Here is a 24178-nt window from a genome sequence, read left to right on the forward strand (position 1 = left end):
ATAAACGGCAATAGTCTAGCATGGCTGACTATCATCGTCACCATATAGCAGCCGTTTATAGTACGCTATTTATTATGGCATTTATTACAATAAATGTTGTTATATCAACGTTAACGTCAGTGCCATGTTCATTAATCCTTATAAACATGCTCTAACCTCAATTACTAATCCTAACCCTCAACATAACTTGCAGCTTCATCAAGTGAGACGCTGACCAAGGTAGAAATGCCAGCGCTTGGCATCGTGACGCCTTTTAGCTCATCAGCAATCTGCGTCGTCAGCTTATTATGGCTGATAAATATAAACTGCAAATCGTCTGCTAGTTCATGAATGAGACTGGTAAAGCGGGCAACGTTGGCATCATCAAGGGGTGCATCGACTTCATCAAGTACACAAAAGGGTGCGGGATGCTGCTTAAATATCGCAAAAATTAAACTCAGCGCTGTCAGGGTTTTTTCACCGCCTGAGAGTACGGCCAGGCGACTATTACGCTTGCCTTTTGGCTGCGCCATCAAGGTTAGCCCTGCCCGCCACTGCTCTGATTTTGGTGCATGAGCAGGCATATCGTCAGTATTTAGCGTTAGGCTGGCTTGCCCACCACCAAAGACTTTGGCAAATAAGTTGGCGAGCTCATTATTGACCGCGTCAAGTGTCTGCATAAATAGCGTCTTAGTGGTCTCATCAATAGAGGCAATTGCTTCCGTCAACGTTTCCATACTAGCAGCAATGTCTGACGTCTGCTGCGCTAGCGGCTCTAAGCGTTCATTGACCTCAGCTAGCTCTGCAACTGCCGCTAGATTAACCGCGCCAATTTTACTTAGCTGCTGGTCAAGCTTAGCATGCTCGCTCTCAAGCTCAGCGACTTTATCTGGGCGTACACGGCGATCATGGGCGATAAAATCCGCTAATAAATTTGAGACACTAATCGGTTGCTGTGGTAACTCTTCATCAGTTTTATATCTATGCCTAATGCTATAGTAAGCTTCTAAAGCCTCTTGCGTATGAGTACTAGCATCGTCTAAACGTGCCGCGCTTAATGCCAGCTCGGTAGCGTGATGTGCAAGCTCGCTTTGCTGAGTCTGCAATGCGTTTTGCAAACTGTCTAGCTCGACCTGTTGCTGACTATATTCCTCTTTAATCGCCGTTAATGCTGTCTCACGCTCTGCTAATACTGCCTGTTGTTCATCGCGTACTGTCTGCGCTGTGTGCAATGCTGCTTGCAGTGCTGGCATCTTGTTTTGCTGCTGCTCATGACGCGCCTTTAGACTTTGCTCATTTTGTAGTGACTTGTCATGTTGCTCAGTCGCACGGGTAAGGCTACTAACACTATGCTCTAAACGCATCTCGCTTTGTTGAATACGCAGCTGCAATGCTTGCCAAGCGTCATCATCTGCCTGTCGTGTGCGGGCAAGCTCACTACGTTCGGACTGCAACTGCTGACTCAATGCCCGAGCATCCACTATTTGTGGCGTTAGCGCCGCTATCTCGCTTTGAATATGCTGCTGCTCATGATTGAGGGTTTGCAATTCTTGCTCAAGCTCTTGTTGTTCCTGCTCAAGGGCTTCTTTATCAGCATTTAGACGCTGGCTGTCTGCTTGTAGACGTTCAGCGTTGGCGCGCTGCGTAGTAAGCTGCTGCTGGTATTGATGCTTATCACGGGTCAATTGCTCCGCTTGCGCACGAGTTTCTTCCAAGCTGATCGTTAACGCATCATAGTTGCGCTGATTATTAGCGATGGTCTTTTGTTGATCTTGTATTTTGGTTTCAAACTCATCAAGCAAATCTTCTAACGCTTGTAGACGGCTACGTTGCTGTAAGCGCTGCGTTAAGAATTGGTTATTGCTATCGTTTTGACCATCTTGCGCACCAATAAACTTATTGAGACTTATCGTACCCTGACAACTGATAATCCAGCCGTCCGAGGTTAGCAGGATGGCTGATAATGGCAGTGCTTTTAAAATATCGGCAAGCGCGTCAAGAGTCTGCTTATTAGTAGCCTCAGATTGTGCGACATATAAATAACATTGTTGCCAAAGCGCTAAGTTAGGTGCAGTAATCAGCTGTGTTAAAGGCAGTACTGTATCAGTCAAACTGTCAGGCAATGGGCTAACAAATAAATTATCTCTAACCTCACTTTGCTTAGCAGATAGCCACAGGCTATGGCCTGTTTCTATTGAAGAATTGTCCTTTTTATTAATCTGTTCGTTTTGCGCATTCTGATAAGTAAACAAATCCGTTAAGTCATGCTTAAGCGCTTGCCATAAGCTATTTGTTTGCTCAGAATCATCACCCGCGTTATCAACGCTTGGTTGATTGGCTTGCTTAGAAACCAGCACATGACTATCGAGCCATAACGCCAATACGCTATCAAGTAACTCTGCGTGCTGCTGACCTTTCGCGCTTAACTCAATCTGCTCACGTAAGGTGGTGATAGCTAATTGGTCATAGTTATTTAATACTTGATTATCTAAGTCAGTTTTTACTACATTGCTAGTTTTTACGTTAGCAGACTGTTGCGATTTTGGTGTGGGTTTAGGATGTAATATCTGATGTAGAGTATCGTACTCACCTGCTAAGACTGCGTGACGTTTTTCATCCTCGCTCAACTCGCGTTGCTGAGTTATCAAGCGTTGTTGTAAATCATGCGCTTGCGGTTGTAGCTCAGACAGGCGTTCATCAACGCTATCTTGTTGACGCTCAATCTGCTGCAATTGTTTATTTAGCTCAGTCACTTGCGTCTGTAATGTCTGCTGTAAATTATTCGCAACAGCCTGCTCTTGCCCATCATCATCAGCCCTGTCAGTATTGGCAGCTGGTGCTAGTGACTGTTGTAGTTGCTGCCATAGATTCTGCCAGTTTTGCTGGCGACGCTGCCATTTCTCATGGTTTTGCTGATGACGTTTTTGCGCTTGGCTATTAATCGCTTGCTGTTGCTCAAGCGCACGCGCATTATCTTGCAGGCGTGACAGCTTGTTTTGCGCTTCATGCCATGCGCGCTGCAACGGTTGCTCATTGCGTTTATACGCTTCACGTTTATTTGTCAGTTCAATTAGCTGCGGACGCAATTCTTCTAGCACGTTTTGCTGCTCAGCTTGCTCAGCTTTTAAACGCTCAATCTCATCGACTGCTTGCTCACGCTGCTGCTCTAAACTGACTAGTTGCTGTTCAATAACGGTTAGCTGCGACTTTGCATCACTTAGCTGGTGCTCAGCTTGTTGATAGCTTAGCTGCTGCTGATAATGGCTGCTTTGGGCATAGTCTTTTAGCCACTGTTCTTGATTGATATGGGCAGCAAGCTTATCTTGTTTGGCTTTTAGAGCCTCATAGCTGGCTTGTAATGTTGCGACCTCACTAGCGCTACGCTCATGCGCTATTTTTTGCTGCTGCTGATTATGCTTGGCTTGATACAGTTGCTGAATGGCAAGTTGCTGCTTGATATCAGCAAGTGTTAACGCTAGCTCTTCGTAACGCTGAGCGCTTTCTGCTTGCTTAGATAAGCGTTTTTGTTGGCTGACCAGCTCGCTTTGCATATCATGCAGACGCGCTAAGTTGTCTTGCGTTTTCTCTAACTTCTTTTGCGTCTCTATCCTACGCGCTTGATAGCGAGAAACCCCTGCCGCCTCTTCGATAAATTCACGCAGCTGCATGGGGCTAGATTCAACAATTCGCCCAATCATACCCTGCTCGATGACTGCATAACTGCGCGCGCCAAGCCCCGTTCCCAAGAATACATCGACCACATCACGGCGACGGCAGCGCGTGCCATTAATGAAATAATCTGAGCGTCCCTCTTTATTTACCTGTCGGCGGACGGACAGCTCTTGATATAAATTAAATTCATGGCGAATACCTGTCTGCTCGTCTTGCGTATGCTCAAAAGTCAGCTCGACACTGGCAACACTTTTGGCGGATTTATCTTGCGTGCCGGCAAAGATGACATCACTCATAGCTCCGCCACGTAACTGCTTGGCAGAGGTCTCACCCAGCACCCAGCGAATGGCATCAATCACGTTGGATTTGCCACAGCCGTTTGGCCCGACGATGGCGGTGATACCATGACGGAAGGTAAAAGTCGTTGGATTGGCAAAGGATTTAAAGCCTGCCAGCTTTAGAGATTTTAGACGCATGAATAATCAATAAACTTAGCGAAAACAGGCGGCTATTCTACCTGAAATTGTGCTAGGTTTTTAGGGTTTGTGAGGAATGCTATAATATGTTCACTTTAAAAAGTATATAGTGCTACTGGGATGAATTTTATGTAGCATCGAACAGTGACGAAGTCGCACAGCAAGCAAGGATAATTTATACCAGTAGCACATTCAAATCTATATACTAGTTTTATTTCAATTCATTATATGATACTGCTCAAAAGCTAAATTATTAATTACTAAAAAAAGAGAGTTAAAATGGCAGAATATAACCCGCAAGAACTACAACAAAAATATGAAGAATGGTGTGAGCTACATCGTAAACAGCTTGAGGCGCAACAGCAGTTCTTAAAAGCTGCAGCATTGCAAAATGAGTTGAAAGATTACTATCTAAACCCGCAATGGATGACGGATCGTGAAGCTGATCTGCCAATTGAACACTCAGGTAAAGAGTACTCAATCTTTAGTGAAGATGCGCTATGGAGTATGCTCAGCGACCATGATGAGTTAGCAAAAAAGTGGATGCGTTTGGGGCTTGATGCGATTGATAAGAAGTAACTTAAATCACCCCAATCCCACTCAACAATAATTGCCCGCCTGCAAATAATAACAACACCCCAAAGGCACGCTTAAGTGTTAGCGCAGGCAATACATGGGCAAGCTTGGCGCCAACTTTTGCCATCGCGAAACTGACAACTGAAATGCATAAAAATCCTGTGATATGCACAAATCCTATCGTACCTTCTGGCAAATTGACAACATCTTGCCCGAACCATGCAAATCCTGCTGCGCCTGCCAATGCAATCGGTAGGCCGCAAGCTGCTGAAGTACCAACTGACTGTTTCATCGGCAGTCCAGCCCAGTTTAAAAACGGCACGGTTAAGCTGCCACCGCCAATCCCGAAAATAGACGACGCCATCCCAATACCTGTACCCGCGCCAAACTGTACCCCAGCGGATGGTAACGGCCTGCCTAGCTGCTCTTTGTTTGATAAGAACAACATCTTTAAAGCAACCAATAATGCACCGACACCGATAATGGCCTGCAATACTTTGCCATCAATCATGTCAGCGATGCCTGCACCCACTAGACTGCCGATGACCAAACCCAATGCCATTTTGCGCCATACTTCCCAGCGCACGCCGCCACGCTTATTATGTGCAGTCAATGAGCTAATAGAGGTCACTACAATGGTCGCAAGAGAAGTACCAATCGCTAAATGCGTGACCACTTCGGGAGGAAAATCATAGGCGATAAAAATCCACACCAATGCCGGTACGATAATCATGCCGCCGCCGACGCCAAACAGACCCGCACTGACGCCCGCAAACGCACCTGCCAAGACAAACCACACATATAGCATCATAGAGCTACCTTTTATAATGGTTATTTAGATATAATAACCAGCGCATTCGCATCATTATACCAAACCTAAAAAATGCGATTAACTTTGTCAAACTTGCTAAGCCTACTAGGTGTAGGACTTGCGCAAGTTTTCCGCGTTACTCTAATTTTTGGAAATGGTATTAGTATTCAAAATACTATAATAATCTGATGACTGTCACTCTTAACAATCGCCTCAGTATAGCAAAGACTATATAAAAGATTGTATCAACCACATCGAATAAATTTATGCCCTCACCTGCCCACTTATCTGTTCACCTATCTGAACTTAGCCATCGTCATGTTGCCAGTAGTGTCTCTACCAATAGCGAGCTGATAGCGGCTATACAAAATAGCGCGCTAAATGCAGCACAGATGCACCTATTAACGGCTGAGACCCAAAGCGCTGGACGCGGACAGCGAGGACGCTCATGGCAATCACCGCGTGGTAATGTTTACCTGTCGCTCTATCATCCAGTGCACATGCCCATTAGTGGCTTGTTGTCACTAATCATCGGCGTTGCGTTGGCAAAGATGCCTATTATTCAAACGCTTAACGAGCAATTACGTGCGCAAGCGTTGGTACCTATCGGTGTAAAATGGGCCAATGATTTGGGATTTTATCACCCTCCATCTGAAGCAAATGAGTCCGTATCAGGCACGCAGGTTATTCAATTTAGTAAGCTTGCTGGTATCTTAATTGAGCCAGTAACCCAAGCTGGCAAGCTAGTAGGCGTAGTGATGGGAGTGGGTCTTAATGTACAAGCTGCGCCAAAATTAACCGCACAAACATGTGAAGGCATGAGCTATCAAGCCATCAGCTTGCAAGATATTTATGCAATGCTGACGCCTGATAAACAAGCTGCTAACCTGCCAAGTCTGCAAACGCTGTATCAGCAGATGAGTGAAGCACTGGTTGCTGCCATCAGCCGCTTCGAACACTTGCATATAGAGAAGCCAACAGGTCACACGTATTATTTGCAAGGCTTCTTACAGCAGTTTGACTCGATGGATGCGCTGTCAGGTCTGCGACTGCGTGTCACCCAGGATCATAGCGGAGATACCGATGTCATAACTGGTCACGCCTGCGGTATTAATGAACATGGATGTTTGCAATTACGCCAAGATAACGGTAATATTTCTACGCTTTTTACTGGTCGCATTGATGTTCTTCATAAGGCTTAAACCATAGACCCAACAGGCACGATATAAAAGGATTTTTATGCTCTGGTTAGATCTTGGCAACACCCGTCTTAAATACTGGCTGACCGATGATATTGGTCAGATAGTCGCACACGATGCCAAGCAGCATCTGCAAGCACCTGCGGAACTATTAATGGGTCTGACCGATCGATTTGAGCGCTATGCGCCTGACTTTATCGGCATCTCATCAGTGCTAGGTGATGAGCTAAACGTAAAAGTATCAGAGACTTTAAGTCGGCTAGATATACCCTTTGAGTTTGTCCATGTTGATGCTGCACACCCTTTGATGAAGAGCGTTTATGACTCCAACCAATTAGGCTGCGACCGCTGGTTACAAATGCTTGGCGCCGTCGATAAACAAAAGCGCCAATGTGTGATTGGCTGTGGTACGGCGGTGACTATCGACTTGATTGATCATGCTGAGCATTTAGGGGGCTATATCTTCCCTAGCATTTATCTGCAACGTGACTCGCTGTTTTCAGGTACCAAACAAATCACCATCTCTAATGGTACTTTTGATAGTGTCGGCCAAGGCGTAACCACCCAAGATGCGGTTCATCGCGGGATATTATTGTCTATCGTCGGTGCAGTGAATGAAATCAGCAGCCGTCATCCAAATTTTGAACTGATTATGACGGGTGGCGATGCTCATATCATTGCTCAGCACGTCAATCGTTCTGTCCGCATCCGTGATGATTTATTATTAAATGGTCTATCTCGCTATTTCGATCATAGAAAATAGTTATAATAAATAAGCAGGGTCATTTTAATGACTTTATACAATAGAAATAAAAAAGCAGTACGTTTTTAGCGTACTGCTTTTTTGGTTCCATCTAAACGTAATACCAAACCCAAAATATATAGTATAATCCACTTATGACTATACCAATACATAACCTAGAAGACCATGACTTTGGCAAACACTCAAAGACTGAGCGCAATCCCAGAGCCCGACTACGCCTGCTCATCTTATACCAATACAGTATGGGCAAAGCCACTAACGATATTGCCAAAGATCTTTGTATTCACCCTCAAACTGCCAGGCGCACCTTGAAACGATATCAGGAACGAGGACTTGAGAGTCTCTATGATCGTCATCGTCGAGGTCGTCACAGCAAATTGGCAGAAGCAGACATAGCCGCTTTTAAAGCCATGATAGTCTCTGAACAAGACAAGCGAGCTGGCGGTCGTTTGACCGGTAAAGATATTCAGCAATTGGCTAAAGAACACTACAACGCCCACTATACCGTCAATGGTATCTACGAGCTGCTTAAACGTATTGATATGAGTTGGATAAGTGCTCGTAGTCAGCATCCAAAAGCCGACCCACAAGCTCAAGACGCTTTTAAAAAACTTTATAGCACAGGTTAAGGCGTCACTGCCTACTGATGTGAGCCTAGATCAAGTGGACATCTGGTTTCAAGATGAAACTCGAATAGGACAACAAGGCTCATTGACCAGAGTTTGGCATTACCGCGGTGGGCGACCTCGACTGATCAAGCAGCAACAGTTTCATTCCGCTTATCTGTTTGGTGCCTTTTGTCCAGCGACAAAGAAGGCTGTCGGCTTAGTACTGCCTTTCGTTAATAAACACACCATGTTATTGCATATGCAAGAGATTAGTAAAGCCGTTCCAAAAGGACGTCATGCGGTGGTGGTGATGGACGGCGCATTATGGCATCAACCAAGCTTGAATCAGGCTAATGTCACTATGCTTAAACTACCGCCTTATTCACCTGAGCTCAATCCCTCTGAGAGAGTATGGCAGTACCTTAAGCAAAATGAGCTATCTAATCGTTGTTATGACAGTTATGAGGCTATTGTCGATGCCACTTGCTTGGCTTGGAATAATTTGCTTAAACAGCCACAAAGAATTCGGTCGTTAACTGCTCGTACCTGGGCGCAACTTTAATTGTTGGGTTTGGTATAAGTATGTTTATACCATTTCCAAAAGTTAGAGTAACGCGGAAAACTTGTGCAAGCACTACATCATGTAGGCTTAGCAAGTTTGACAAAGTTAATCGAATTTTGGGAGTTGGTATTATTTGGTCTCGTTAAATAATTCACGACCAACCAACATACGGCGAATTTCACTGGTGCCTGCGCCGATTTCATATAGCTTGGCATCACGCCAGAAACGACCAAGTGGATACTCATTGGTATAGCCATTTCCGCCAAAGATTTGAATGCCCTCGCCTGCCATCCATGTGGCTTTTTCGGCACACCACAGGATCACACTGGCGCAATCTTTGCGTACTTCTCTACTATGACCGGCGCCGCGCTGATCTAACATGTCTAAATTCTTGCCGACGGTATATAAGAAGCTACGCCCCGCTTGCAATATAGTATACATATCCGCAACTTTACCTTGAATGAGCTGGAACTCACCGATGGCTTGACCAAACTGTTTACGGTCATGAATATAAGGAACGACGTTATCCATCACTGCCTGCATGATACCGATAGGCCCTGCTGCCAATACCGCGCGCTCATAATCGAGACCACTCATAAGCACTTTAACACCTTCGTTTAAGTTACCTAAGATGTTTTCGCTTGGGACTTCAACATTGTTAAAGGTCATCTCACCTGTATGGCTACCGCGCATACCGAGTTTATCCAGCTTTTGCGCTGTACCAAAGCCTTCCATGCCTTTTTCAACGATAAATGCCGTCATGCCTTTCGCACCCATCTCTGGATTGGTCTTCGCATAAACCACCATCACGTCAGCATCAGGACCATTGGTAATCCACATTTTGCTGCCGTTTAGAATATACTTACCGTCTTTTTCTTCGGCTTTTAGTTTCATACTGACCACGTCTGAGCCAGCGCCCGTTTCACTCATCGCTAGCGCACCAATGAATTCACCGCTAATGAGTTTCGGCAGATATTTTTGTTTCTGTTCCTCTGAGCCATTACGTTTGATTTGGTTGATACACAGATTAGAGTGCGCACCATAGCTAAGGGCAACGGAAGCAGAAGCACGGCTAATTTCTTCCATCGCGACCATATGCGCGACGTAGCCCATATCAGCACCACCGTACTCTTCAGGAACAGTGATGCCATGTAGACCTAGGTCGCCCATCTTTTGCCATAAATCCATTGGGAACTCATCGCTGCTGTCAATTTCAGCCGCACGCGGAGCGATTTCTTTCGCTGCAAACTGCTGCACCACATCACGTAATGCGTCGATATCTTCGCCAAGCTGAAAATTTAATCCAGGTAAACTCATAACCATTCCTTGTATTTTGATGTTTTAAATCTTGAATTTTAATCTGTTTTTTTAAAGTAGTGCTAGTTAAGACTGACGTTTATTGATAATGGCACGTGCCACGCTTGAACCATTGCGGCGACCCAAAAACTCACTGATACGCTCACCTGCCACGACCAATTTATCCAAATCAATACCAGTGTTGATACCCATACCGTGCAGCATATAAACAACGTCTTCGGTGGCGACATTACCCGTTGCGCCCTTGGCATACGGACAACCGCCAAGTCCCGCCACTGAGGTATCAAATTCACTGACGCCCATTTGTAAAGCCGCTAAAGTATTACTGACTGCTTGTCCATAAGTATCATGGAAATGACCTGATAACATGGCGATATCAGCATACTCTAAAGCAGCTTGTAGCGCGCGCTGTACTTTGAGCGGGGTACCAACACCAATGGTATCAGCAATACCAATCTGCTCTGAGCCAATCTCAACTAAGCGCTTAGTCACATAAGCCACTTGGCTAGGATCAATCTCGCCCTCGTAAGGGCAACCGACCGTACAAGAGATGACGCCGCGTACTTTGATGCCTTGTGCTTTTGCCGCAGCGGCAACAGGGGCAAAACGCTCAATGCTTTCATCGATACTGCAATTGATGTTTTTTTGGCTAAAGGTCTCACTGGCTGAGCCAAAGATAACGATTTCATCAGGACGGTGTACGATGGCGTTTTCAAAACCGCGCATATTTGGCACGAGTACCGAATAAATAACGTCATCACGCCTATGATCTGCAAGCACGGTCATCAGCTCACTGTTGTCGCCCATTTGCGGCACCCATTTTGGCGACACAAAGCTGGTCGCCTCAAGCTTTTTGATGCCTGCTGCGATTAAATCGTTGATAAGCGTTTGCTTAACCGCAGTTGGCACTGTCATGGACTCGTTTTGTAAGCCATCACGTGGGCTGACATCCACGATGGTGACGTGCTCTGGATACGAATGGCTCATGGTTATTATCCTTTCATTGTTCTTATGCTTCGGTTCTTATGCTTCGCTAGCTTCCGTGTCAATACGCAGCAGCTCATCACCATCGGCAACCAAGTCGCCCGCCGCAAATAATAACTCTGCCACCACGCCATCAGTCGGTGCGGTAATGGTATGTTCGATTTTCATCGCTTCGATAACGGCAAGTGGCTCACCTTTTTTCACGCTATCGCCGACAGCCACTTTAAAGGCAACGACTTGTCCTGGCATTGGCGATTTTAAACTACCAACAGCCGCGGACTCTTCGCCTACGTGTGCCATGATATCAATCAGCGTAATCTCATCACGCCCTCTATCAGTGAACACATAGACAGTCTCATTATTTACCCAGCTCTGGGCGCTGATGCGGGCGCCATCTAACCAGACAGTATGATTGTGTGCGTCACTGCTGGCGTAGCTAACTTCACCTTTATAGACCGTTTCTGTCTGAGCGGCGACATTGACATTCTCTTGAGTATCACTACTCGCGACCTCTTTTTCAATGACCAGGCTAAAGCTACTGAGAGTATCGCTACCCTTTTTGCTATCAGCACCATTCGCATTGTGCCAATTACTAATGCGGGCGCTGTAAGCTTGCTCATCATAAATCAAGCTAAACGATCTTGTATAGTCGCTATAAGCACGGAAGCCAGTAGGCTTACTAAATGGATCTACATCTGTGTTTTGTGCTGTGTCTTCACTGGCAAGCTGCTGAGCAATAGCAGTCACCGCAAGCGTCGATAACTGCAGAGGATGCTGATTAAACAGCTCGTCCGCCTCACGCTCTATCAGTGCGGTATCGAGATTGGCCTGACTAAATGACTCAGTGTTGAGAACGTAGCGCAAAAACGCCACGTTAGTCGGTAAGCCAACAATACGTGTTTGTCCCAGTGCTCGATCAAGCTTAGCCAATGCTTGCGCGCGGGTGGGCGCATGAACGATAAGCTTGGCAATCATAGAATCATAGAACGGGCTAATCACATCGCCCTCACGTACGCCATCATCGATACGCACACCTGCGACATTAAAGGTGCTGTGCTCAGGCTTTTGATAAGTAAATAAAGAACCTGTCGCAGGTAAAAAACCATTGTCAGGGTTTTCAGCGCAAATACGTGCTTCAATCGCATGACCATTGATAGCCAGCTCATCTTGAGACTTTGGTAATGACTTACCCGCTGCAACAAGCAACTGCCATTCAACCAAATCCACACCAGTGATGGCTTCACTGACCGGGTGCTCAACTTGCAGACGGGTATTCATTTCCATGAAATAAAAATTCATTTTGCCTTCGCGCTGCTCAACGATGAACTCTACCGTGCCTGCATTCACATAACTGACCGCTCGTGCGGCTTCTATCGCGGCCGTCCCCATCGCTTCACGCATCTCAGCATCGACACCAGGCGCAGGGGATTCTTCTAGTACCTTTTGATGGCGACGCTGTACCGAGCAATCGCGCTCAAACAGATGCACATAGTTGCCATGCGTGTCACCGAATACTTGGATTTCAATATGGCGTGGTTTTAGGGCGTACTTTTCGATGAGTACCTGATCGTTACCAAAACTGGTAATCGCTTCACGGCGGCATGAGTCTAATAGCCCCATAAAGTCGCTGCTCTGCTCAACGATACGCATGCCTTTACCGCCACCGCCAGCACTGGCTTTAATCAGTACAGGATAGCCTATACTATCTGCTTGCTGCTGCAAGAACTCTGCATCTTGATTGTCACCATGATAACCAGGTATCAGTGGCACACCAGCCGCTTCCATCAAGCGCTTGGACTCAGACTTGCCGCCCATCGCACGAATAGCGTCAGCTGAGGGACCTATAAACACTAGCCCTGCATCCTGACAGGCTTGGGCAAAGTCCGCGTTTTCACTCAAAAACCCATAACCTGGATGGATCGCTTGGGCGCCAACCTCAAGAGCAATCGCAATGATAGCGTCGCCTTTCAGATAGCTGTCTTTGGGAGATGATCCGCCCAAATAAACCGCTTCATCACAGACAGCGACATGCTTAGCCTCACGGTCAGCATCAGAATAAACAGCGACGGTATTTACACCCAGACGCTTGGCAGTGGCTGCAACACGGCAGGCGATTTCACCACGGTTGGCAATTAGAATTTTAGAAAACATAACTATCCCTGTGTCTTGTCGTTTTTATCATTTTTATCATTGATAAATAATAAAAATATAGGCTGATGTTGACCTGTGACTGTTTTAATTTAAACGCAATTATTGTTCATTTATCGAAAACTTGTTTATCAAAAGTCTCTTTTTTAGTCTTAACTTATTGTCAGCCAATCAGGCTTGCGCTTTTGCAAAAAGGCTTGTACGCCCTCGCGGCCTTGCTCTGATGAGCGGATATCAGCGATGCCTTTAACCGTATCGGCAATCAACTCATCGCTAATGGCTGCGCCCGCTACTTCATGTAATAAGCGTTTGCAGGTCTTCACCGCATCTGGGCTGTTTTTGACTATCTTTGAGCAAAACGCAGCAACTGCATCATCAAGCGATTCTTCACTGACACGCTCATGAATAAAGCCCAACTGACGTGCTTTTTTGGCATCAAAAACCTCAGCGCTTAAGAAATAACGCTGTGATGCTCTCGCCCCTAGCGCTCGTATGACATAAGGGCTAATCGTTGCAGGGGCTAACCCTAAACGCACTTCACTGAGGCAGAAATTGGCAATTTTCACAGCTATAGCCACATCACATACCGCAACTAGACCCATGCCACCGGCATAGACGTCACCTTGAATAGCGGCAACCGTTGGCTTAGGGCATTCATAAATGGTCTTCAGCATTTGCGCGAGCTTATCCGCATCGGCTAGGTTTTCTTCATAGCTATAATCTGCCATCGCGCGCATCCAGTTCAGATCCGCACCAGCACAGAATGCTTTACCCGCTGCCGCTAAGACGATGACTCGGACATTATCATCAGTGCCAAGCTTGGTAAAAACCTCCGTCAGCTCGGCAATCGTTTCATCATTAAAGGCATTACGTATCTCAGGACGATTTAATGTCACCGTAGCAACATGCTGCTCGATATCAACCAGTAGGCTTTTATAATTCTCAGACTTTTTATCACTGTCTTTTTTCATAACTTTCTCTATATTTTTTATATCGGTGTCTTTTTATAGGCACTAAATTAAAAAGCACTTAATTAAAAACAACTTAATCAAAATTCCAGTCAATCCATAATAATATTAATACAAGGAAACCGAATGCAGATGTACAAATCGTACTTCAAATGAGGTTGACGCAGTAGTAAATTATTATGGGCAGACCTTAAAATCCTTACATTCTAAAGACACCATAAGTTGTCTCTTCAATCGGGGCGTTATAGGCAGCGCTTAGGCCTAATGCCAGCACATTACGAGTGTCAGCAGGATCAATCACCCCATCATCCCAGAGACGTGCCGTCGCATAATATGGATGACCTTGCTCTTCATACATATCAAGAATAGGCGCTTTAAATGCGGCCTCATCTTCTGCACTCCACTCCTCGCCTTTACGGTCGAAGTTGTCACGTTTAACGGTTGCAAGTACCGAGGCTGCTTGCTCACCGCCCATCACCGAGATACGCGCATTTGGCCACATCCACAAGAAACGTGGGCTATAAGCACGGCCACACATGCCGTAGTTACCAGCACCAAATGAGCCACCAACGATGACAGTAAATTTCGGTACTTTCGCGTTAGCCACCGCCATCACCATCTTGGCACCATGACGGGCAATACCTTCGTTTTCGTATTTACGGCCGACCATAAAGCCGGTGATGTTTTGTAAGAATATTAGTGGAATTTTACGCTTACAGCACAGCTCAATAAAGTGCGTGCCTTTTTGCGCCGACTCACTGAATAAAATACCGTTGTTGGCGATAATACCGACTGGCATACCCTCGATATGAGCAAAACCACAAACCAGCGTGGTACCAAAGCGCGCTTTAAACTCATCAAAGGCACTGTCATCGACGATACGAGCAATGATTTCTTTGATATCAAAGGGCTTGCGCTTATCCGTTGGAATGACGCCGTATAGCTCTTTAGCATCATAGCGTGGTGGACGTGGTTTGATTTGATTTGGGATTTGTTTAGCAGGACGGTTGAGATGACTGACGATATTACGCGCAATCGATAACGCATGAGTGTCGTTTTGCGCCAAGTGATCCACTACCCCTGACAGACGGGTATGCACATCACCGCCGCCCAAGTCTTCAGCAGTGACCTCTTCGCCAGTTGCCGCTTTTACGAGTGGCGGACCACCCAAAAAGATGGTGCCTTGGTCTTTAACGATGATAGACTCATCACTCATCGCTGGTACATAAGCACCGCCTGCCGTACAGCTACCCATGACCACTGCTATCTGTGGAATACCCGCAGCACTCATATTGGCCTGATTAAAAAAGATACGCCCAAAATGCTCTTTATCTGGGAACACGTCATCTTGGTTGGGCAAGTTCGCACCACCTGAGTCCACCAAATACACACAAGGCAAGTTGTTTTCTTGGGCGATTTCTTGCGCACGTAGATGTTTTTTGACCGTCAATGGATAATAGGTGCCGCCTTTTACCGTGGCATCATTACAGACGATCATACACTCAGTGCCGTTAATACGGCCGATACCCGCAATCACGCCAGCAGCAGGAATATCTTCGCCATACATATCGTGCGCCGCCATCGGAGCCACTTCTAAAAATGGCGTACCCACATCAAGCAAACGCTCGACACGCTCGCGAGGCAGCAGCTTGCCACGTGCTAAATGCTTGGCGCGTGCACGCTCTGAGCCGCCTTGGACGACCTTACGCAAGTGCACATATAAGTCATCGACCACCGCTTGCATAGCGGCACTGTTTTGCTGAAATTCAGCAGCATTTGGACTCAGTTTACTGGTTATGATAGCGCTCATGATATCCCTTTTTATACTTTTATATCTAACTCTCAACCATCTAAATAAGTTGGCGTAGGCTAGGTCTTTTACCTAATCTATAAAAACGCCAATGCTAAATAATTGAGAATGAAGTTTTTATTTAATAGTTAACAGCTTTTTTTAATAACTCTCTGAATCAATAACTCTTTTAATACTGACATTAAACCTTGAGCAGTCATCACTCTAAGCCCAGCTCATCTTTCATCATCTCAACGATTTTATACTTTTGAATTTTACCCGTAATGGTCATTGGGTACTCTTCAACGAAACGATAGTGAGTCGGTATTTTATAGTGAGCAATGTTATTACGGCAGAACTCCTTAACCTCTTCTTCAGTTAAGCAATCAGGCTCTTTGGGAATGATCCATGCCGCCAATACTTCACCATACTTCTCATCAGGTATGCCAACGATTTGCACATCGCGAATCTTGGGATGGCGATATAGATAGTTTTCAATCTCTACTGGATAGACGTTCTCGCCGCCGCGAATGATCATATCTTTGCTACGACCAACCACTTTGACATAACCATCTTCATCCATGGTTGCCAAATCCCCGGTATGCATCCAATTATCTTGAATAGACTCGCGGGTTTTGAAGCGGTCACCCCAATAGCCTTTCATCACCGAATAGCCGCGCGTGAGTAGCTCACCTGTCTCTCCTAGCGGCACAATCTCGCCCGTTTCTGTATCGACAACTTTGACTTCAAGCGCTGGTTGCACCAGTCCTACGGTAGAAACTTGCTTTTCAAGCGGTGTGTGTTTGTTGGTCTGACAAGACACTGGACTGGTCTCAGTCATGCCATAAGCAATAGTTATCTCACTTAAGTGCATTTTATCTATGACACGGCGCATCAGCTCAATAGGACAGCTAGAGCCTGCCATAATACCAGTGCGCAACGTGGATAAATCGTATTGGTCAAAGTCTGGATGATCAAGCATCGCGATAAACATCGTTGGCACCCCATGCAGACCCGTACATTTTTCTTCTTCGACCGCTTGCAGGACACTCAATGGCTCAAAACCATCGTTGGGATAAACGATACAACCACCATGGGTCAAAATAGCTAAGTTGCCGAGTACCATACCAAAGCAGTGATAAAGCGGCACAGGAATACACAAGATATCCTCTTCAGTGAGATTCATCGCCTCACCGATAAAGTAGCCGTTGTTTAAGATATTACGGTGGGTTAAGGTCGCACCTTTTGGCGTGCCAGTCGTACCACTGGTAAATTGCACATTGATAGCGTCAGTATTTTTGAGTTGTGCTTGCCGTTCAGCGACGCGTGGGTCGTTAGGATCACCCTCACTTATCCAGTCAGAGAATCTTTGCATGTAGCTAAAGGTGTCATCATTACCCGGCTCATCAATCCAAATAATACGCTCAATCGTCGGTATCTCGACCAAATCCAGCTGATTATAAGTTTTGTGATAAATCTCTGGACAGAGCTCACGCACCATTTGCGTATAGTCGCTGGTTTTGAAGTGGCGCATGAGAACCAGTGCCGAGCAGCCTAGTTTATTGAGAGAATATTGCAACTCAAAGGTACGATAAGCGGGATTGATATTGACTAGAATAATGCCCACTTTGGCGGTTGCCAATTGCATCAGTAGCCACTCAGTATTATTGTGCGACCAAATACCGATACGATCGCCAATCTCTAGCCCCATCTCTATGATGGCGCTTGCCAGCTGATTTACTTTTTGTTGTAGCTGTTTATAAGTCCAGCGAATGTCTTGATGGCGGGAGACTAGCGCCATGCGATCTGGATATTTGTGGACAATAGCATCAAAGAAATCACCGATGGTGGCTTCAATCAGCGGTACCTCGGGACCTTTGTCATAGCTTTGGGTGAGCGGCGCGTTGGCAGATTTTGCGCCCATATTGATGGTTGGTGCTTTGTCTAAAATATCATTGTAAATGATGTCAAAATCAATGGATTGAGTCATAACGAGTCCTTTCGTTCTTTACTTTTTATGGCCTATCAGCGTTTTATTCTTCCTTAAATATAAACTACTATACCGCTTCAAATGAAAGGCTGTCAATAACAATGATACAATATGTATCATTTAAAAAGAATAATTCAAGATCATTCATTTGTTTGGTAAAAGCCGATAGGTATGTGATGCACGACAAAATATAAAGCCTATCTATACCATAATAGTATCTAGTCAACTTTACCAGTGTTTAAATTTTTGATTGTGGATTTCTATAGCCAGCTCGAAGAAGACAGCCTTTTTACTAGCCTGCTACTGGTATGAGTGAGAATAAAAATAAAAAAGCCAGCCACACATTTCAACATGTATGGCTGGCTTAGAAGTCAAACATTAGACATTAGACATTAGACATTAGACATTAGACATTAGACATTAGACATCAAACGGTAGAATTCAAAAGCCTATAGTCAAACCAAACTCTATTAATCTCGCAGTGCCCTTACAAAATTCTTATCACTAGGCTTTAGGCGTTACTGGCGCTTTCATAGATAGCGTCGCGCTGACTTTATTATTATTATCAAGCAACTCCATGATGAGCTCATCCTCACTTTCGGTCTTGACCTGCCAATTACCCGCAGCTTGCGGCACACCAGTGACCATGACCGAGATGGCTTTGTTTTTTAGGCGAATCATAGGTGGCTTATGATCATAGCCTTCGTGATCATGACCCAAGATGTCATCAGCAATGGTTGCTGCCTGCGCCCTTAGCGGGGCGACATAACGACAGGCGACCCCATTAATAGACATGCAATCACCAATGGCATAAATATTGGAAGCATTGGTACGTAGCGTTGTCGCATCGACCACGATACCGGTGCGACGATCAAACTCAACACCAGCGGCAGCGGGTAATTTGTCATCGACGAGCAATCCCGTACTGGCAATCACATGATCGACGATCAGTGGCTCAGGTTGCTGATCGCTGCTTTCTTTAGCGGATGCTATTGGCTCATAGCTGACCTGCAGTTTACCTTCATTATTGCGAGTAATACTAGAGACTTGGCAACCGCCCAAAAAGTTAATGCCTTGTGACTTGACCGCTTGCGCAATACGCGCCGTCGCTTTTGGCGGTAGCATTTGCGCAAGTGGTGCATCATTTAAATCAATCAGCGTCACTTCATGCCCAGCCTTGAGCAAGTCCTCTGCGATTTCTGTCCCAACCATGCCAGCACCGACGATAGCGACACTCTGACTGCCCGTTGCCAATTGCTCTTGCAGCTGCCCAAAGCGCTCGATATGATTGACGTGCCAGACCAAGTCCTCTGGCAAGCTCTTTGGAAAGATTGGATGTGCGCCCATTGCGAGTACCAGCTTGTCATAGCTGATCGTGGCATAGTTGGTATACACTGGATCCGAGCGCAGCGCAGAGATCAGATGTAATTGCTGACTGGCAGCATTGACATCACTGACTTGCGTATTGGCGTGTAAATTGACATTCGCCGCCGCCGCCGCATCAGCCCCAGTCGCGCGTACCAGATCTGTGGCGCTTTTATTTTGGCTAATAGCCATCGTCAGCATCGGCTTGTGATAACGGTCGCCATTATCAGCAGTGATTAAGGTAATTGGAATGTCTTTGTCTTTAGCACGAATGGCATCGATGACATGCCAACCTGCCAACCCTGCGCCAACAATGACCACCCCATTCGATGTAGATGAACGTTCTGCACTCATACAAGCTCCAATTAAGTTAAAAATTGTGTTTATTAGATTTTGCCAAAATTAATTTTTTAAACGCTTACCTTTATTGTATCAGTAAACAGATGGTCACTCACCTTACATTAACCCCGACTTCGACATAAACAGGTAAAATCATTGCCATAAAAAAAGCGCCTAATAATAGACGCTTAAAAAATGATTCGAAATAGAGTGCTGTATGCTAGTGATTGAGAATCTTCGATAAGAACATCTGTGCGCGATCGCTTTTTGCCCCTTCAAAAAACTCATTTTTACTACAATTTTCGACGATATAACCTTCATCCATAAAGATAATGCGATTGGCCACCTGACTGGCAAAGCCCATTTCATGCGTCACACACATCATGGTCATGCCATCGTGGGTCAGCTCTACCATCACATCAAGCACTTCTTGAATCATCTCTGGATCAAGCGCTGAGGTTGGCTCATCAAACAGCATCGCCACTGGATCCATCGCCAGTGCCCGCGCAATCGCTACCCGCTGCTGCTGCCCACCAGATAGTTCAGCAGGATACTTTGCCGCTTGTACCGTTAGTCCTACCCGATCCAAATACGCCATTGCTTTGCGCTTGGCTTCATCTTCTTTACGGCCCAATACTTTGATCTGCGCCACCGTCAGGTTATCAATAATGGTGAGATGCGGAAACAGCTCAAAATGCTGAAACACCATGCCGACACTACTACGCAGCTTGGGCAGATTGGTCTTTGGTGCCCCAACTGAGATGCCATTGACCATGATTTCGCCCTTTTGAAAAGGCTCCAGTCCATTGACCGTTTTGATCAACGTGGACTTACCACTGCCTGAGGGACCACAGACCACCACCACGTCACCTTTATGCACGTGCGCGCTACAGTCAGTCAATACTTGAAAGTCGCCATACCATTTGCTGACATCCGTCATTTTGATGACTATCTCATCGCTAGCATGGCCATTATCTGTGACCAATCCGCCAAAGCTATTTATATACGTATCAGCATTACTCATCACTGGCTCCTAACCGTTTTCATTCGTTAATTGTTACGAAAAACTGTTATTAGATAATCGTTAAATTCACTCTCAATAATTTAACTTTTATGCGAGTAGGCTGTGGCTTTAGCCCAGCTTAAACCTTTGCGAAAGCAAAATGCTGGGCTAAAGCCACAGCCTACAATAGTTCATAATAAGTTGAGAATCAGGTAATCGTTTTTTAGCAAATATTCACATTAAAAGCGTAGGCGTTTTTGTACTTGCTGTACGCCAATAGAGGCACTCAAACTGATGATAAAATACACCGCTCCTGCTCCCAAAATATAAGGCGTAAGTAAACCCATCAGCTCGCCACGGACATAAGCGGCGCGGAAAAAGTCCGTCAAACCGATAGCGAATACCAATGTCGTATCTTGGAATAAAATAATACACTGCTGCAAAATAAGCGGCAGCATCTTGCGAAAGGCTTGCGGCAAAATCACCAAGCGCATGGTTTGCCCGTACGTCATACCGAGCGCTTTGGCAGCATTGACCTGCCCACTACCGATAGACTGAATACCCGCACGCACGACTTCTGAGAAATAGGCCGCCTCAAACATCATAAAGGCGACGACACAGGAAGCAAAAGCGGCATCAAGTTGCAAGTATTTACCTGCTATCCAAAAATAAATCATAGGGACAGCAAAGTAAAACCACAGCAATACTAATAGGAGTGGCACGGAACGAAAGTAATTGACGTATAACTTGGCTGGCACTTCTAAAGCTTTGATCCCAGACAAGCGCATCAGAGCCAGTATCGTTCCTAAACTGATGCCCCCAAGAATCGCTAAAAACAACACCTTTAGAGTGGTAATCATGCCACCCATCAAACCAGGGTAAGCTGTCGCGAGTTCAGTCATCATATTCATTTCTGACTCCCTGCAATAAGCCCTGGCACACGCAGTTTGCGTTCAATCAAGCCCATAATAGCGATCAAGGACAAATTGAATACCAAGTATATAACCGTGGCGTAAGTATAGATCTCAAGGTTGTTTTGAGTATACTCACTGATGGTTTTGGTTTGGCTGATCAGCTCCATGACTCCAACTAAGGAGGCAACAGAAGCGTTTTTGAAGCAGTTGGTCAGCTCTGAGCTAAGGGGCGGCAGTATGATACGAAAGGCTTGCGGCAACAGCACTTCTTTATAAGCCTGCGGAACCGTAAAGCCCAGTGCGTAAGCGGCATTGATTTGGCCTTGTGGTAAGGATTCAATACCCGTACGTACTTGTTCCACGATACGTGCGGCAGTGAACAGTCCAAGGCCAATACTCGCGGAGAGCATAGCAGAAGTGTTTGGCGATAAGTCCTTGTACCACCATTCTTGTAAGGCAGGAGTCAGCCAACCAGGGGCGACATAGAACCAAAAGAATAACTGTACCAACAGTGGAATATTACGAAAGAACGTCACATAAGCAGTACCAATACTGCGTGCGGTTTTGTTTGGTAAGGTGCGCATGATACCGAAGACAGTACCAATGACCATGGCGATTGCCCATGCAATACTACCAATCAATAACAACCAGCCAAGGCCAGTGATCATCCAATGGATGTACAGCTCATTACCAACGCCGGTCTGCTCAAAGAGCACACCCCAGTTCCAGCTATAGTTCATTGTTGTCTCTCCGAGCAGCGAGCGCTAAGCTCACGGCTCAGATCAACGTTAACTGCCGTTCTGAGCGCATGAGCAATCTATTTTGAGGGACAAACAATCGTTACTGTACCGCGTCTTTTGGTTGAGCACTGTCATGTGGATCGGCAATTAACGCTTTTAAGTTATCTGACATCTCAAAGTTTAGGTTGACGTTTTTCGGTGGGATAGGATTCATGAACCACTTGTCATAGATGGCATTGATTTCACCTGAACTAAAGACATTAACCAAAGCTTCATCGACGACGGCTTTAAACTCAGGATCGTCTTTACGCATCATACAGCCATAGATCTCAAATGACTGCGGTGTACCAACGATTACCCAGTCATCAGGATTTTTTGCTTTGGCTTGTTCGCCTGCGAGCAGGACATCATCCATCATAAAGGCATCAGCGCGGCCGTTCTCTAACATAAGGAAACCTTCGCCGTGATCTTTGGCAGAGATCAGATCGGTATCCATCTGATTATCATCAATATATTGACGAATATAGCGCTCTGATGTCGTCCCAGCTGTGGTCACTAAGGTTTTGTCTGCTAGGTCTTCAAAGTCATTAATACCAGAGTCGGTACCGGTTAGCAGTCGCGTACCAATCTCAAAGAAACCATTAGAGAAAGCCACTTGCTTTTGACGCTCTTCGTTGTTGGTGGTTGAGCCACACTCAAAGTCGATGGTGCCGTTTTGTACTAATGGAATACGAGTTTGTGAAGTGATTAGGTTATAGCGAATATTTAGGTCTGGCATATTTAGCTTTTGTTTCACTGCTTCGACCACTTTCATTTCCAAATCATGGGCATAACCCATCGGCTGATTGGGATCATCAGCAATATATGAAAACGGAATGGAAGAATCGCGGTAGCCAACGACGATGGTGCCTGAGTCTTTTATTTTTTGTAGGGTAGCGCTGAGGCTGGCTGCAGTGTCTGTCGCTGCGCCGTCGGCTGGCATGTCATCAGTAGCAGTCTGGCTACTGTTGTTACAGCCAGCTAGGCCTAACGCCATAAAGGCAACTAAGGTTAAGGGCTTGGAGATAGAGTGAATCATGAGATATATCCTTTTATCACATCATTACAAATTTAGGAGAGAAACTTAAATACGACAGCTAAATAAGACAGTTGAGTAGGACTGTCAGATATCATCGTTAAGTTTTAATGGCGCTTGTCAAGTGAGCGCCATGCATCCATGCTGTTACTATGAGTTATCATAATGCAACTAAACCTTACTGTACAACAATTTAACTCATGTTAATAATTTTTTTGTATGGATGGTTGTTTTTAATGATTGGGATGGGGTGTTAGAACCCCTTATTACTCGGATCACTCTTAATTTGGCTTGATAAAAAAAGAAAACCGCTCACAGCTAGAGTGTGAGCGGTTTTTACTGTATTAGGTTTTCCGATAGATGGGCTTTAGGCCAGTATCAATGCAATAATCGGGAATATCAAAAAATAACCAAAGACAGCCAAAACTGCGTGCTTGGTCTCAATGGCTTTACCCTTGATCTGCATTCTAGCCAACGTATCGCCAAGTTTCAAAATCGAGATGCTATAAAAGTAAAAGGCAAATAACAGTAGCACAATGCTAATAGTAAATATCGCGATGGAAGACAGGGGACCAAACAGGACAACCGTTCCAGGGAATAAAACCTCACCTTTGATGATTAATACCAATAAGACGATAGCAGCGCCAGATGCCGACGCGTGAAAGAATATAATATCGTGCAAGGTCGCATCCGCTCTATAAAAACTGCTCTCAATATTAAGCTTATCGCTACTGAGCGCTCTTGGAGTAGCGTCTCTAGCAGTGAGGGATTTATGACCTTTTATATTACTTCTAGTCACAAGGAAGGTAAAAAACGTCAGGGCGACCCAAAAGACGACATGTATATTTATCATAGTAATTATTCCTAAATCCATGGAAACATCACTTAAAAATATCTGGT

The 24178-nt window shown here is 45.4% G+C and carries 19 protein-coding genes; 5 read left to right on the forward strand and 14 right to left on the reverse strand.

Translation table 11 applies throughout. From position 1 onward, the window contains the following. Positions 1–170: 170 nt before the first annotated feature. Entirely contained in the window at positions 171–4127 is a 3957-nt protein-coding gene (locus JMX03_RS12225) for an AAA family ATPase (protein WP_201597051.1), read from the reverse strand. 279 nt (positions 4128–4406) lie between these two features. On the opposite strand from JMX03_RS12225, the gene JMX03_RS12230 reads away from it, so the two are divergent. Then, complete coding sequence (locus JMX03_RS12230; RefSeq protein WP_201597053.1) at positions 4407–4706, forward strand: DUF4298 domain-containing protein; 300 nt, start codon at positions 4407–4409, stop codon at positions 4704–4706. A gap of 1 nt (position 4707) precedes the next feature. Here JMX03_RS12230 and JMX03_RS12235 read toward each other — a convergent pair whose 3' ends face one another. Then, on the reverse strand, positions 4708–5511 hold the full coding sequence (locus tag JMX03_RS12235) for a sulfite exporter TauE/SafE family protein (RefSeq protein WP_201598113.1): 804 nt from the start codon (positions 5509–5511) through the stop codon (positions 4708–4710). Positions 5512–5780: 269 nt separating this feature from the next. Between JMX03_RS12235 and JMX03_RS12240 the strand changes: the two genes are divergently transcribed. The 4 genes from JMX03_RS12240 (at position 5781) to JMX03_RS15200 (ending at position 8646) form a co-directional block, all read left to right on the forward strand. Next, positions 5781–6716 (forward strand): biotin--[acetyl-CoA-carboxylase] ligase, encoded by a 936-nt coding sequence (locus JMX03_RS12240; RefSeq protein ID WP_201597055.1) that lies wholly within the window; start codon positions 5781–5783, stop codon positions 6714–6716. 37 nt (positions 6717–6753) lie between these two features. After that, the gene (locus JMX03_RS12245) at positions 6754–7476 is read left to right on the forward strand and encodes a pantothenate kinase (protein ID WP_201597057.1); all 723 of its coding nucleotides are present in this window, start codon (positions 6754–6756) and stop codon (positions 7474–7476) included. Positions 7477–7610: 134 nt separating this feature from the next. Beyond that, positions 7611–8105, forward strand: a complete 495-nt coding sequence (locus JMX03_RS15195; RefSeq protein ID WP_201597059.1) for an IS630 family transposase — start codon at positions 7611–7613, stop codon at positions 8103–8105. Further along, a complete protein-coding gene (locus JMX03_RS15200; RefSeq protein ID WP_201597061.1) occupies positions 8032–8646 on the forward strand; it encodes an IS630 family transposase in 615 nt (204 codons plus the stop codon). The genes JMX03_RS15195 and JMX03_RS15200 overlap by 74 nt, the downstream gene beginning before the upstream one ends. 129 nt (positions 8647–8775) lie before the next feature. Here JMX03_RS15200 and JMX03_RS12260 read toward each other — a convergent pair whose 3' ends face one another. The 12 genes from JMX03_RS12260 to JMX03_RS12315 all read right to left on the reverse strand — a co-directional run bounded on the left by JMX03_RS12260 (position 8776) and on the right by JMX03_RS12315 (position 24131). Beyond that, a complete protein-coding gene (locus JMX03_RS12260; RefSeq protein WP_201597063.1) occupies positions 8776–9963 on the reverse strand; it encodes an isovaleryl-CoA dehydrogenase in 1188 nt (395 codons plus the stop codon). A 66-nt stretch (positions 9964–10029) separates the two neighbouring features. After that, positions 10030–10950, reverse strand: a complete 921-nt coding sequence (locus JMX03_RS12265) for a hydroxymethylglutaryl-CoA lyase (protein ID WP_201597065.1) — start codon at positions 10948–10950, stop codon at positions 10030–10032. A gap of 36 nt (positions 10951–10986) precedes the next feature. Then, a complete protein-coding gene (locus JMX03_RS12270; RefSeq protein ID WP_201597067.1) occupies positions 10987–13098 on the reverse strand; it encodes an acetyl/propionyl/methylcrotonyl-CoA carboxylase subunit alpha in 2112 nt (703 codons plus the stop codon). A gap of 149 nt (positions 13099–13247) precedes the next feature. After that, positions 13248–14066: an enoyl-CoA hydratase/isomerase family protein gene (locus JMX03_RS12275; RefSeq protein ID WP_201597078.1), complete on the reverse strand. Its 819-nt coding sequence runs from the start codon at positions 14064–14066 to the stop codon at positions 13248–13250. Positions 14067–14262: 196 nt separating this feature from the next. Beyond that, on the reverse strand, positions 14263–15873 hold the full coding sequence (locus JMX03_RS12280) for a carboxyl transferase domain-containing protein (protein ID WP_201573804.1): 1611 nt from the start codon (positions 15871–15873) through the stop codon (positions 14263–14265). Between the two features lie 199 nt (positions 15874–16072). Then, complete coding sequence (locus tag JMX03_RS12285) at positions 16073–17842, reverse strand: AMP-binding protein (RefSeq protein ID WP_201597080.1); 1770 nt, start codon at positions 17840–17842, stop codon at positions 16073–16075. Positions 17843–18346: 504 nt separating this feature from the next. Then, positions 18347–19561: an FAD-dependent oxidoreductase gene (locus JMX03_RS12290; RefSeq protein WP_201597082.1), complete on the reverse strand. Its 1215-nt coding sequence runs from the start codon at positions 19559–19561 to the stop codon at positions 18347–18349. A 205-nt stretch (positions 19562–19766) separates the two neighbouring features. Further along, positions 19767–20486, reverse strand: coding sequence for an amino acid ABC transporter ATP-binding protein (locus JMX03_RS12295; RefSeq protein ID WP_201598116.1), 720 nt, complete (start codon positions 20484–20486; stop codon positions 19767–19769). A gap of 302 nt (positions 20487–20788) precedes the next feature. Further along, the gene (locus JMX03_RS12300; RefSeq protein WP_201573797.1) at positions 20789–21460 is read right to left on the reverse strand and encodes an ABC transporter permease subunit; all 672 of its coding nucleotides are present in this window, start codon (positions 21458–21460) and stop codon (positions 20789–20791) included. Then, positions 21457–22203, reverse strand: coding sequence for an amino acid ABC transporter permease (locus tag JMX03_RS12305; protein WP_201573795.1), 747 nt, complete (start codon positions 22201–22203; stop codon positions 21457–21459). The genes JMX03_RS12300 and JMX03_RS12305 overlap by 4 nt, the downstream gene beginning before the upstream one ends. 100 nt (positions 22204–22303) lie before the next feature. Continuing rightward, positions 22304–23281, reverse strand: coding sequence for a glutamate/aspartate ABC transporter substrate-binding protein (locus JMX03_RS12310; protein ID WP_201597083.1), 978 nt, complete (start codon positions 23279–23281; stop codon positions 22304–22306). Positions 23282–23645: 364 nt separating this feature from the next. Beyond that, positions 23646–24131 (reverse strand): hypothetical protein, encoded by a 486-nt coding sequence (locus tag JMX03_RS12315; protein WP_201573791.1) that lies wholly within the window; start codon positions 24129–24131, stop codon positions 23646–23648. Positions 24132–24178 lie beyond the last annotated feature (47 nt).

The sequence above is a fragment of the Psychrobacter fulvigenes genome (assembly GCF_904846155.1).
GTDB lineage: Bacteria > Pseudomonadota > Gammaproteobacteria > Pseudomonadales > Moraxellaceae > Psychrobacter > Psychrobacter fulvigenes.

Excerpts from the sequence above, each read along its gene's own strand:
- JMX03_RS12225 (WP_201597051.1), bottom strand. The coding sequence starts at position 4,127 with ATGCGTCTAAAATCTCTAAAGCTGGCAGGCTTTAAATCCTTTGCCAAT.
- JMX03_RS12230 (WP_201597053.1), top strand. The coding sequence starts at position 4,407 with ATGGCAGAATATAACCCGCAAGAACTACAACAAAAATATGAAGAATGG.
- JMX03_RS12235 (WP_201598113.1), bottom strand. The coding sequence starts at position 5,511 with ATGCTATATGTGTGGTTTGTCTTGGCAGGTGCGTTTGCGGGCGTCAGT.
- JMX03_RS12240 (WP_201597055.1), top strand. The coding sequence starts at position 5,781 with ATGCCCTCACCTGCCCACTTATCTGTTCACCTATCTGAACTTAGCCAT.
- JMX03_RS12245 (WP_201597057.1), top strand. The coding sequence starts at position 6,754 with ATGCTCTGGTTAGATCTTGGCAACACCCGTCTTAAATACTGGCTGACC.
- JMX03_RS15195 (WP_201597059.1), top strand. The coding sequence starts at position 7,611 with ATGACTATACCAATACATAACCTAGAAGACCATGACTTTGGCAAACAC.
- JMX03_RS12260 (WP_201597063.1), bottom strand. The coding sequence starts at position 9,963 with ATGAGTTTACCTGGATTAAATTTTCAGCTTGGCGAAGATATCGACGCA.
- JMX03_RS12265 (WP_201597065.1), bottom strand. The coding sequence starts at position 10,950 with ATGAGCCATTCGTATCCAGAGCACGTCACCATCGTGGATGTCAGCCCA.
- JMX03_RS12270 (WP_201597067.1), bottom strand. The coding sequence starts at position 13,098 with ATGTTTTCTAAAATTCTAATTGCCAACCGTGGTGAAATCGCCTGCCGT.
- JMX03_RS12275 (WP_201597078.1), bottom strand. The coding sequence starts at position 14,066 with ATGAAAAAAGACAGTGATAAAAAGTCTGAGAATTATAAAAGCCTACTG.
- JMX03_RS12280 (WP_201573804.1), bottom strand. The coding sequence starts at position 15,873 with ATGAGCGCTATCATAACCAGTAAACTGAGTCCAAATGCTGCTGAATTT.
- JMX03_RS12285 (WP_201597080.1), bottom strand. The coding sequence starts at position 17,842 with ATGACTCAATCCATTGATTTTGACATCATTTACAATGATATTTTAGAC.
- JMX03_RS12290 (WP_201597082.1), bottom strand. The coding sequence starts at position 19,561 with ATGAGTGCAGAACGTTCATCTACATCGAATGGGGTGGTCATTGTTGGC.
- JMX03_RS12295 (WP_201598116.1), bottom strand. The coding sequence starts at position 20,486 with ATGACGGATGTCAGCAAATGGTATGGCGACTTTCAAGTATTGACTGAC.
- JMX03_RS12300 (WP_201573797.1), bottom strand. The coding sequence starts at position 21,460 with ATGAATATGATGACTGAACTCGCGACAGCTTACCCTGGTTTGATGGGT.
- JMX03_RS12305 (WP_201573795.1), bottom strand. The coding sequence starts at position 22,203 with ATGAACTATAGCTGGAACTGGGGTGTGCTCTTTGAGCAGACCGGCGTT.
- JMX03_RS12310 (WP_201597083.1), bottom strand. The coding sequence starts at position 23,281 with ATGATTCACTCTATCTCCAAGCCCTTAACCTTAGTTGCCTTTATGGCG.
- JMX03_RS12315 (WP_201573791.1), bottom strand. The coding sequence starts at position 24,131 with ATGATAAATATACATGTCGTCTTTTGGGTCGCCCTGACGTTTTTTACC.